The 9,363-nt window shown below is 74.0% G+C and carries 8 protein-coding genes; 2 read left to right on the plus strand and 6 right to left on the minus strand.

All coding sequences use genetic code 11. From position 1 onward, the window contains the following. Positions 1-581: 581 nt before the first annotated feature. The gene (locus tag ACFVSN_RS44740; RefSeq protein ID WP_380510589.1) at positions 582-1,136 is read left to right on the plus strand and encodes a LemA family protein; all 555 of its coding nucleotides are present in this window, start codon (positions 582-584) and stop codon (positions 1,134-1,136) included. Then, positions 1,133-2,662, plus strand: coding sequence for a DUF2207 family protein (locus tag ACFVSN_RS44745; protein ID WP_387603753.1), 1,530 nt, complete (start codon positions 1,133-1,135; stop codon positions 2,660-2,662). The genes ACFVSN_RS44740 and ACFVSN_RS44745 overlap by 4 nt, the downstream gene beginning before the upstream one ends. 24 nt (positions 2,663-2,686) lie before the next feature. On the opposite strand, the gene ACFVSN_RS44750 is transcribed toward ACFVSN_RS44745, so the two are convergent. The 6 genes from ACFVSN_RS44750 to ACFVSN_RS44775 all read right to left on the minus strand — a co-directional run bounded on the left by ACFVSN_RS44750 (position 2,687) and on the right by ACFVSN_RS44775 (position 9,154). Next, a complete protein-coding gene (locus ACFVSN_RS44750) occupies positions 2,687-4,750 on the minus strand; it encodes a sensor histidine kinase (protein WP_387603751.1) in 2,064 nt (687 codons plus the stop codon). 110 nt (positions 4,751-4,860) lie between these two features. Continuing rightward, positions 4,861-5,427, minus strand: coding sequence for a hypothetical protein (locus ACFVSN_RS44755; RefSeq protein WP_380510581.1), 567 nt, complete (start codon positions 5,425-5,427; stop codon positions 4,861-4,863). Beyond that, positions 5,424-6,824, minus strand: coding sequence for a hypothetical protein (locus tag ACFVSN_RS44760; protein WP_380510578.1), 1,401 nt, complete (start codon positions 6,822-6,824; stop codon positions 5,424-5,426). Before ACFVSN_RS44760 ends, ACFVSN_RS44755 begins: the two co-directional genes overlap by 4 nt. Further along, positions 6,821-7,630 carry an ATP-binding cassette domain-containing protein gene (locus tag ACFVSN_RS44765; protein ID WP_380448634.1) on the minus strand — a complete coding sequence of 270 codons (810 nt, stop codon included), beginning with the start codon at positions 7,628-7,630 and terminating at the stop codon, positions 6,821-6,823. Before ACFVSN_RS44765 ends, ACFVSN_RS44760 begins: the two co-directional genes overlap by 4 nt. 127 nt (positions 7,631-7,757) lie before the next feature. After that, positions 7,758-8,573 carry a zf-HC2 domain-containing protein gene (locus ACFVSN_RS44770; protein ID WP_387603758.1) on the minus strand — a complete coding sequence of 272 codons (816 nt, stop codon included), beginning with the start codon at positions 8,571-8,573 and terminating at the stop codon, positions 7,758-7,760. Between the two features lie 20 nt (positions 8,574-8,593). After that, positions 8,594-9,154, minus strand: coding sequence for an RNA polymerase sigma factor (locus ACFVSN_RS44775; RefSeq protein WP_380448637.1), 561 nt, complete (start codon positions 9,152-9,154; stop codon positions 8,594-8,596). Between the last annotated feature and the right edge of the window lie 209 nt (positions 9,155-9,363).

Raw genomic sequence — 9,363 nt, forward strand, 5'->3', positions numbered from 1 at the left:
GAGCCGCCTTCCAGCGGGCCCTCCGGGCGCTTCGTTCTTTCGTGTTTCCAGCTTATCAGATGTTTTCCGCTCCGTTTTCCGGGGCTTCGTCATCCGACTTGCTGCCGTCTTGACCGGAGCTTTACGCCCCGTCCGACGTCCTGAACTCTAGCCGATCCCCGCTCCGAAAAGCGAATCCGACCGAAGTCAGGCCACAATCCCGATAAACACACATGCCAAATACGCACCGAGCCGCGACAGGACGCGACCCGGCCCGGACCGGGAAGTGGTGTTTCAGAGGATTGGCCGCCCCGGGACCGTCCGCGCCGATGCGTGTCCGGTGCTCCCTGCCAAGCGGCTGACTGACAGTACTCCTACTCCGCGTCGGACACAAAATGCCCAGCTCGCGGCCGGTCCGACCACGCGACCCCGGAGCGGCGGCCGCGGGGCGCCGACCGTGCCACCCGGCCCGGGTCCGGTCGTGGCCGGCTCCCTCACTTATTCGCAACACCCGACCGGTTAGCACGCCTAGGATCTGCCCGACCTACCGGATCGGCCGGAACACGAGGTCACGTTTATCGGGGGGCATCGTGGGTGTCGTCGTGGGTGGAATCGTCGCCGTACTGGCAGTGGCGCTGGTGTGGTGGGTGGTCCGGACGTACAACCGGCTGGTCCGGCTCCGGAATCAGACGCAGGCGTCCTGGGCGCAGATCGACGTCCAGTTGAAGCGCCGGCACGAGCTGATACCCAACCTGGTCGAGGGCGCCCGCGGGTACGCGGCGCACGAGCGGGCCACGCTGGAGGCGGTCGTGACCGCCCGCGGGGCCGCGACGGACGCCGGTCTCGGGGTCGCCGGCAAGGCGGCCGCGGAGGACGTGCTGACCGCCTCGCTCGGCAAGCTGACCGCCCTGGGCGAGAACTACCCGCAGCTCAAGGCCGACCGCCACTTCGCCACGCTGCAGGCCGAGTTGGCCACCGCCGAGGACAAGATCGCCTACGCGCGGCAGTTCTACAACAGCGCCGTCCAGAGCTACCACACCGCGCTGGAGAGTTTCCCGGGCAACGTCGTCTCCGGGATCGGCGGCGCGCACGGGCGCCGGGAGTACTTCGAGGCCGGGGCCGCCGCCCAGGAGGCGCCGCGGGTGACCTTCGCATGAGCATGAGCCTTGAGGACCAGTTCTACTGGTCCGCCGCCGGCCTGTTCGTGCTCTGGCTCGCCGCCTTCGGGCTCGCCCTCGTGGCCACCCGGAACGGCGCCGTGCACGCGGCCCCCGCCACGCAGGAGTTCGGCCCCGAACCGGAGCGGCCGGCCGTCGTGGCCCTGCTGACCAACCGGTGGCGCTCCGTGGACCACGCCGCCGTGGCGACCCTGCTCGACCTCGCGGCGCGCGGCCTGGTCGAGGTGCGCCAGCCCGCGGACGACCCGGCGCAGAGCACGGTGCACGTCACCGGCACGGAGGCGGACACGGGCGACCTGACGCCGTACGAGCGGCGGGTCCTCGCCCGGATCACCGAGCAGGCGGGCGCAGCCGGCGCCCCGATCGGTGCGATCGCCTTCCGCGCGCAGGAGCGCGCGAGTTCGTGGAACGGCGCGCTGCGCAAGGAGATCGTCGCCGAGGCCCGGCTGCGCGGGCTCTCCCGGTCCCGGTTCGCGCCGCTGCTGTCCGGTGCGCTGGCCGTCGCCTCCTTCGGCCCGGGGGTGCTCCTCGGGCTGGGCGGCCTCACCGGCGGCCACAACATCCGCGCCGCGATCGTGGTCGGGGTCCTCCCGTCCGTCCCGCTGATGTACCTGCTGGCCAGGGCGCTCGGCGAGCGCGCGACGCGGCTCGGCCTGGAACGGGCGGGACACTGGGCCGGCGTCCAGGCCTGGCTGCGGGCGCACGAGGACTTCGCCCCGCTGCCGCCCGCGTCCGTCGCCGTGTGGGACCGCTACCTCGCGTACGGCGCGGCGCTCGGCGTGACCACCCGGACCTCCCGGCTGCTCGGCTTCGACGCGGGCGACAAGCGGCGCGTCTGGTCCTCCTACGGGGGCGCCTGGCGCCCGGTGCGGATCCGCTACCCACGTCTTCGCCCCGGCTTCGGCGCGACTCCCGCCCAACTGCTCCGACTGGCCGGCGCCGCAGCGGTGGTGGCCGTCGGCCTGGTCCTGTTCGCGGCGCTGCGCCGGCCCGAGTGGGCCGTCACGTCCGGCCCCGACGCGAGCCACTCGCTGCGCCGCCCGGGCCTGCTGCTGACCCTCGGCTGGGTCGGCATCGGGCTGCTGGCGATGGCGGCGGCCGGCCGCTTCAGCCGGTGGACGCTCTTCCTGGCGTTCCTCGCGACGATGCCCGGCAACTACGCGAGCGGCCACGGCTGGCTGACCCACGGCATGGACGGTTCGGGCCCCCTGCCGGGCGAGACCGCCGCGATCGCCGTCTTCGGCGCGGTCACCGGCTACTACCTGGTCCTCGCCGTCCTGGAGCGCCGCGCGCCGCTCACCGTCACCGGCGAGGTGCTGCGCCTGGAGCCGCGCAAGCGCGAGAAGGCGCCGCGGTTCCTCGCGGTGGACACGGGCGACTCGGACCGCACCGTCGCCTGGGCCCTGCCGGCCGGGGCACCGGAGCTCGCGCCGGGAAGGGTGGTCCGTCTGTCGGTGTCGCCGGGCACCCGGGCGGTCAGGTCGGCGGAGCCCGCCGCCACCTGACCGCGACCCACCCGCCGGCCGTGGTCAATCCGCGCGGCCGCGCGGGAGAACGGCCCGGACGACGGCGCCGGCGGGGGCGTTGGCGGCCGTGAACGTCCCTCCGAGTTCCTCGGCGCGTTCGGCCATCGAGCGGAGGCCGACCCCGGCCGTCGAGTCGCCGCCGGCCGTGGAGCCACCGCCGGGGAAGCCGGTGCCGTTGTCGGCGACCTCGACGGTGACCCGGTCGGCCGGGGCGTGGAGCGTGAGCCGGGCGGAGGTCGCACCGGAGTGACGGACCACGTTGTTGAGGGCCTCCCCGCTGATGCGGTAGACGGCGACCTCGACGGCGGCCGGGAGCGCGGGCAGCGGGTCGGGGCGCAGGTCGAGGGTCACCTTGAGCGACCGGCTGCCGAAGGTGTCGGCGAGCTGCCGCAGCGCGCCAGCCAGGCCCTCGCCGTCGAGGCAGGCGGGGGCCAGGCCGTCGGTGATCCGGCGCAGTTCGGTGATCGCCCGGCCGATGCCCGTGGACGCCTCGGTGAGCGAGGTGGCCGCGGTGGAGCCGCCGGGCAGGCCGGAGAGGGCGGTGTCGATCCGCAGGCGCAGGCCGGAGAGGGCGGGGCCGAGACCGTCGTGGAGGTCGTGGCGGAGCCGGCGCCGCTCCTCCTCGCGGGCCAGCACGAGCCGCTCGCGGCTGGCCCGGAGGTCCTGGTAGAGGCCGAGCGAGGCGATCGCGGGCGAGGCCTGGTCGGCGAGGAGGCTCAGCACCGCGCGGTCCTGCCGGTCCAGTTCGGTCTGCCCGGGGCGCGGTGGCACCAGCAGTTCGCCGATCCCGGCGCCCTCGTAGGTGAGCGGGAAGGCTTCGTACACGGGGGGAACGGCCTCACCGGGCAGGTCGGGCGTCCCGAACCGGGCCAGTTCGCGCGGCCCGCAGCGGGTCCGGACCCGGACGGCGGCAACGGGAAGCCCGAGGGCCTCCACGACCGTGCGGCACAGCAGCGGCGGCGCGTCCGCCGGATTGACGGCATGGCTCATCCGCTCCGCCAGCTGCCGCACCAGCTGGTACGGGTGGGCCCGCTCGCCGTAGTAGTACCGGTCCACGGCGCGCTCCACACCCCGGGCGGCCGGTCGCAGCAGCACACCGATGACCCCTGCCGTGGCCAGCTGCCACCACCGGGCGCCGGTGCCGGTGCCGGGCAGGAGGCGGTGCGTCAGGTAGACGGCGAGCAGCACGACGACGAACAGCAGCGTGCAGAAGGCGTAGGCGGTCAGGTAACGCCGGGTGACCCGGTCCAGGGAGAGCCGGCGGTCGCGCCGGAAGGCGGCGAGCGGCACCAGCATCCAGGCGGCCTCACCGGCCACGATGACCGCGTACGGCAGCCACGCGGGGTAGTCGCCGAGGTAGTGCGGGACGGTGGCCAGCGCGGCCCACACCCCGTAGACGAGCGTGACCTCGAACAGGTGCGGGTGCGATCCGGGCGAGCGCCACCAGCGGACCCCGGCCACCGTCAGGGTGAACACGAGGCTGCCCGCGAACACGTCCATGCCGTGCGGGCCGAGCCAGCCGTCCAGCCAGGCGAACAGCGCGGTGCCGTGGAGCGGGTTGGGCAGGGTGTCGAACGCGGGCACCCGGGCGGTGTTGGCGAACGCGAGCACCGCGCTCCAGGCGGCCACCAGTACGGTGATCGAGCGCCAGATCCCGCCGGGCAGCCGGGCGTCGGGGAGCCAGAGCGGGAAGCCGATCACCAGGAAGGCGTTGACGATGTCGGCGGCCAGCACGAGCGCCATGACCGCACCCGTGACCGCCGGACCGGCACCGGCGAGCGCGGCGGCGAGGAGCACCACCATGCGCAGCGACTGGAGCAGCCCGCTGACCACCAGGAGCGTGCCGAGCGCCCGGCTGTTGCCGTTGACCACCAGGAACAGCCCGGCGAGGGTGAAGATCAGGCCGAGCGCGACCCAGACACCGTCGTAGAAGTAGTGTCCGCCGACGCCCTCCGTCCCCGGGTGGGTGAGTGCGAGGAGCGACCACACCGCGGCGCTCGCCAGCGTGCCCGCGGCGACCGCCAGGGCTCCCACGCCCAGGCCACCACCGCTCCCGAACCCGCTCATCCGCTCACCGCCTCCCTGGTCCTCCCCATGGTCTCCGCGCCCGTGTCCCGACCGCACGGGCCACCGGTCCCGGTTCCTACGGGACCGGTGGCAGCCGCTGCCCGGCCCCCCTACTCCCGCGGGCCGGTCGCCGCGTACAGCGTCGTGCCGAGGGCCAGCAGGGTGAGGGCCGTCGCGGTGGAGGCGGGGGTGTCGGGGGGAAACGTCATCCAGTGGAGCACCTCACCTGCGGTGCCGCGCGGGGATGGGGTCAGGAGGGTGAAGGCGAGCCAGCCGACCGGGAGGGTCCAGGCGAAGTGGGCTCCGCACAGGACCGCGCCCAGGGCGGCCAGGCCGGTCAGCCCCGCTGCGGCGCGGACGACCACCGCCGTGGGGGCCAATTGTGTTCCTGCCGCCTGGACGGCCAGCAGGGCCGCGCCGGTGAGCAGGCCGATGAGCAGGACGTGAGCCGCCCGGCGGGACGCCCAGCGGATCGCGGCCGTCCGTTCCAGGGTCACGTCCCGGCCGCCGAGTCCGACGGAGGCGGCGGCGACGTTCGTGGTCAGGACGAGGATCGCCGTCCCCACCTCCGCGTGCTCCGGACCGTCGAGGGCCCAGAGCGCCGCCGTGACGAGGGCGATCGCGGCGGCCGACACGGGCACCTGGCGCGAACGGGCGTACAGCGTCAGCCACCTCATCGGGCCGCCTCCCCGGTCAGTGCCCGGAGGTGGCCGTAGCCCGAACAGGAGACGGTCGCGGCACGCAGTTCCGCGATCCGGGAGCGCTGCTCGGCCGGCGGCAGTGCTGTCAGCCTCTGCCAGGCGTTCTCGGCCTCCGCCCAGGTCGTGAGTTCGTACGCCTCGGTGCCGCGGTCCTCCAGCGGCTGGAACCGTGCGTCGTGGAGGGCCCAACTCACGGCGATGCTCTGGACGGCGACGCCGAGGCGGCCCCCGCCCTCCCGGTCGTTGTCCCCGTGGCAGGTCGGTGCCAGGCCCTTCCCGATCAGCACGCGGGTCAGCTGCTCACCCGTCGCGTCGCGCAGCAGCCGTTCGTCGAAGTCCACCATCACCACGTCGGCGGAGAGGGCGCGTTCGGCGCCGAGCGCGTAGAGCGCGGTGTCCTCCCGCACCGAGGTCGGCGCCGTGTCGCCGAGGACGTCGTGCAGCACGCGCAGCGCCTCCTTGCCGCGCAGCGAGAGCTCGGGCAGGCGGTCGCGGTTCGCCTGCGTCACGCACACCGGCCCGTCGCAGACGAGCGCGGCGGCCGCCTTGTCGACGACGTAGGTGTCGCGGGCCTCGGCCGGGAGAACCGCCAGGGCCAGGGCCGCGCCGGTCAGGACGGGAACCACCCCGAGCAGCCGGCTCCGGCGCGTCGTGGCGGCCAGCAGGGCGAAGCCGGTGCCCAGCAGACCGAGCAGCCAGAGCGTCTGGCCGAGGTGCACGGAGCCGGACAGGGTCAGCAGCATCTGCCGCGGATCCACGGTCACCGGGGAGAACAGGGCGAGCCGGTTCGGCGCCAGGCCCGACGGCAGGGCCCCGTCGCCGCTCTGCCGCAGCAGGAGGCTCCCCAGCATCAGGAAGGTCACCACCAAGGCGGGCGGCGTGAGCACGGACGGGAGCGCCCGCGCGACGCCCATGCCGAAGACCGCCCCCGCGACGAGGGCCAGCACCGCCACGAGAGAGATCGGCAGCCAGCCGAGGGACATGTACGTCGTCCGGCCGAGGCCCACTTCGACCCCGCCCACGATGAGCAGGAGCCCGAAACCGCAGGACACCCCCAGCGACATCGCGCCCGCCGGCAGCGCCGCGCGGCGCCAGGCCGGACTCGGCGTGGTGCTCAGCAGCTCGCCCATCCGCGAGCGGGAGTCGCGCAGCCCGTACGCCGCCCCCAGGCCCACCACCAGCGGCCACCAGAACCCCAGCAGGTACCGGGTCCACATGGCCATGGTGGTCCACTGGGCCGTCCACCCCGCGTTGCCCCGCCACCAGATGCCGTCGATCAGGAAGAAGACCGCCAGGCTGCCCAGCAGCACGACGCCGCCGGCCCACGGCGCGGCCGAGCGCTTCAGCTCGGTCCGCAGCACCCGCCCGTTCACCACGTACCCCCCGGCTGCCCGGAGTTGCTCAGCAGCGCCGAGTAGCCGCGCTCCAGCGGACTGTCACCCGGGTGCTCGGGGCCACCGGCCGCGGCCAGGGCCTCGGGCGTGCCCTGGAACACGAGGCGGCCGTCGGCGAACAGCACCACGTCGGAGCAGGCCGCCGCGACGTCCTCGACCAGGTGGGTGGAGACGATCACGCAGGCCTCGCGGCCCAGTTCCTGCAACAGCTCGCGCAGCCGCAGCCGCTGCGCCGGGTCCAGGCCGACCGTCGGCTCGTCCAGCAGCAGCACCGTCGGGTCGTTGACGATGGCCTGGGCGATGCCCGCCCGCCGCACCATGCCGCCGGACAGCGTCTTCATCCGGTGGTCGGCGCGATCGGCGAGGCCGACCCGTTCCACGGCCCGCTGGACGGCCCCGGGAATGTCCGCCTTCGGCACCTCCTTCAGCCAGGCCATGTACTCGACGAACTCGCGCACCGTGAAGCGCTTGTAGTAGCCGAACTCCTGGGGCAGGTAGCCGATCCGGCGCCGCAGCGCCCGGTGGTCGCCCAGCGCGCTCACGGGGGTGCCGAGCAGCTCCAGCGAGCCGGCGGCGGGGCGGAGCACGGTGGCCAGGGCACGGATCAGGGTGGTCTTTCCGGCGCCGTTGGGCCCCAGGAGGCCGTGGGTGCCGGTGCCCAGGGCGAGGTCCAGCCCGTCGACGGCGAGCTTCCGCCGCCCGGCGCGCACGCTGAGGCCGGTGGCCCGGACCTCCCAGGCGTAGGTCTTCGGCGCGATGTCGACCGCGCTCGTCACAGGTGTCATGGATGGTCCCTTTCGGGGGCATCGATTGGGTTTCGAAGGTCTGGGGTTTCGAGGCTCTGGGTTTCGAGGCTCTGGGTTTCGACGCTCTGGGCTTCGACGCTCTGGGCTTCGAGGGTCAACGAGGGCTTCAGAGAGCCGAGTAGACGTTCCGACGGGCGACCACGGCGCCGACGCCGAGCGCGAGGAGCAGTCCCCACAGGGGCAGGACGTTCGCCTCCAGGACGACGGGAACGCGCTGGGTGAACCAGGCGGGTGCCACGACGGCGACGCCCCACACGGCGGCCAGTCCGGCGGCGGCGCGGGTCACCCCGACGACGCTGCCCAGCGCCAGGGCGGCGGAGGTGAAGGCCAGGGAAGGCAGCAGCCATTGCGCGGCCGTCATCGCCCCGGTCAGCCAGCCGTGCACCAGCAGCCCCGGCAGCACGACGCCGAGCACCGCCGCGGTGCGGCGGAGGAGCAGGGGCAGTCCGGCGCGGGCGGTCGACGCCGTCAGTTCGTGCGCCGGATCCAGGCCGCGCGACCACGACACCGCCACACCGCACAGCGGCAGCACGGGCGCGACCAGCAGCAGGAGCGAAGGGCTGCCGAGGGTGGCCGACGACGCGCCCCCGTCCAGCAGCAGAGCGGCCAGTGTGACGGCGGCGGTCATGGCCAGCCAGGGAGCCATGACGGGCGTCAGCCAGGCCGTCACCCAGCGGGGCCTGCGTCGCCGGGCGGGCGCCCGGACGGCGGCGGCCAACTGCGGTTCCAGACCGGCCCGGACGGAGTCGACGAGCGCGGCGATCCCGGGTGCCTCGCCGGGGACCGCGGCCGCCAACCGCCCGCGGCACGGCGCGCACGTCTCCAGGTGGGACTCCAGCGCCCACAACGTGTCCGCGGGCAGTTCGACGTCACCGCGCGCGTAGTCGGCGATGAGCCCCGCCGACGCGTGTTCCGGGCTCATGCCACCTCTTGTGCCAGTGCTCATGCCAGTTCCTCCCGCATCGCGATCCGGGCCCTGCGGGCACGCGTCTTGACGGTCCCTTCGGGCAGCCTGAGCAGGACGGCCGTCTCCCGGACGGACAGCCCGTCGAGCACCATGGCCTGCAGGACCTGCCGCAGTTCCGGCGCCAGCCGACGCAGCGCATCGCCGACGTCGCCGCCGACGGTCCCCGCGAGCGCCTCCTCCTCCGCCGCCGGCACCACCGCCGACTCGGCGGCGGCGACGGGCGGTTCGGCGTGGTGCGCGCGACGCCGGAAGGCGTCCACCAGCCGGCGCGCCGCGATCGTCCACAGCCACCCGACGGCCGTCCCGCCCACCGCGCTCCCGGCGAAAGCGCCGGCCGCGCGCCACACCGCCAGGTACGTCTCCTGCATGACCTCGGCGACGATCTGCTCGTCCGAACAGCGACGGCGCAACCGCACCGCCAGCCACGGCGACGTCCGGCGGTACAGCTCCTCGAACGCCCCGCGGTCACCTCTGGCCACCAGGCGGAGGAGTCGCTCCTCGTCCAGCTCGTCCAGTGCTCTCCTGCGTGATCTCACACCAGCCAGACGCCGGATGCGGCGTGCAGGTTCTTGATTCGGCGTGACCTGCGTCACAGCCGGCGGCGCTCGGGGTGTCCGGGCGTTGTGTTCGGGGCCTTCGGAGTGTTCGGGAAATGCGAAAAGCCCCTGATCCGAATGGATCAGGGGCTTTTCTTGAATGATTGTTCGGCGGCGTCCTACTCTCCCACAGGGTCCCCCCTGCAGTA

The sequence above is a fragment of the Kitasatospora sp. NPDC057904 genome, assembly GCF_042887925.1.
In the GTDB taxonomy this organism is placed as follows: domain Bacteria; phylum Actinomycetota; class Actinomycetes; order Streptomycetales; family Streptomycetaceae; genus Kitasatospora.

Excerpts from the sequence above, each read along its gene's own strand:
- ACFVSN_RS44745 (WP_387603753.1), top strand. The coding sequence starts at position 1,133 with ATGAGCATGAGCCTTGAGGACCAGTTCTACTGGTCCGCCGCCGGCCTG.
- ACFVSN_RS44750 (WP_387603751.1), bottom strand. The coding sequence starts at position 4,750 with ATGAGCGGGTTCGGGAGCGGTGGTGGCCTGGGCGTGGGAGCCCTGGCG.
- ACFVSN_RS44755 (WP_380510581.1), bottom strand. The coding sequence starts at position 5,427 with ATGAGGTGGCTGACGCTGTACGCCCGTTCGCGCCAGGTGCCCGTGTCG.
- ACFVSN_RS44765 (WP_380448634.1), bottom strand. The coding sequence starts at position 7,630 with ATGACACCTGTGACGAGCGCGGTCGACATCGCGCCGAAGACCTACGCC.
- ACFVSN_RS44770 (WP_387603758.1), bottom strand. The coding sequence starts at position 8,573 with ATGAGCCCGGAACACGCGTCGGCGGGGCTCATCGCCGACTACGCGCGC.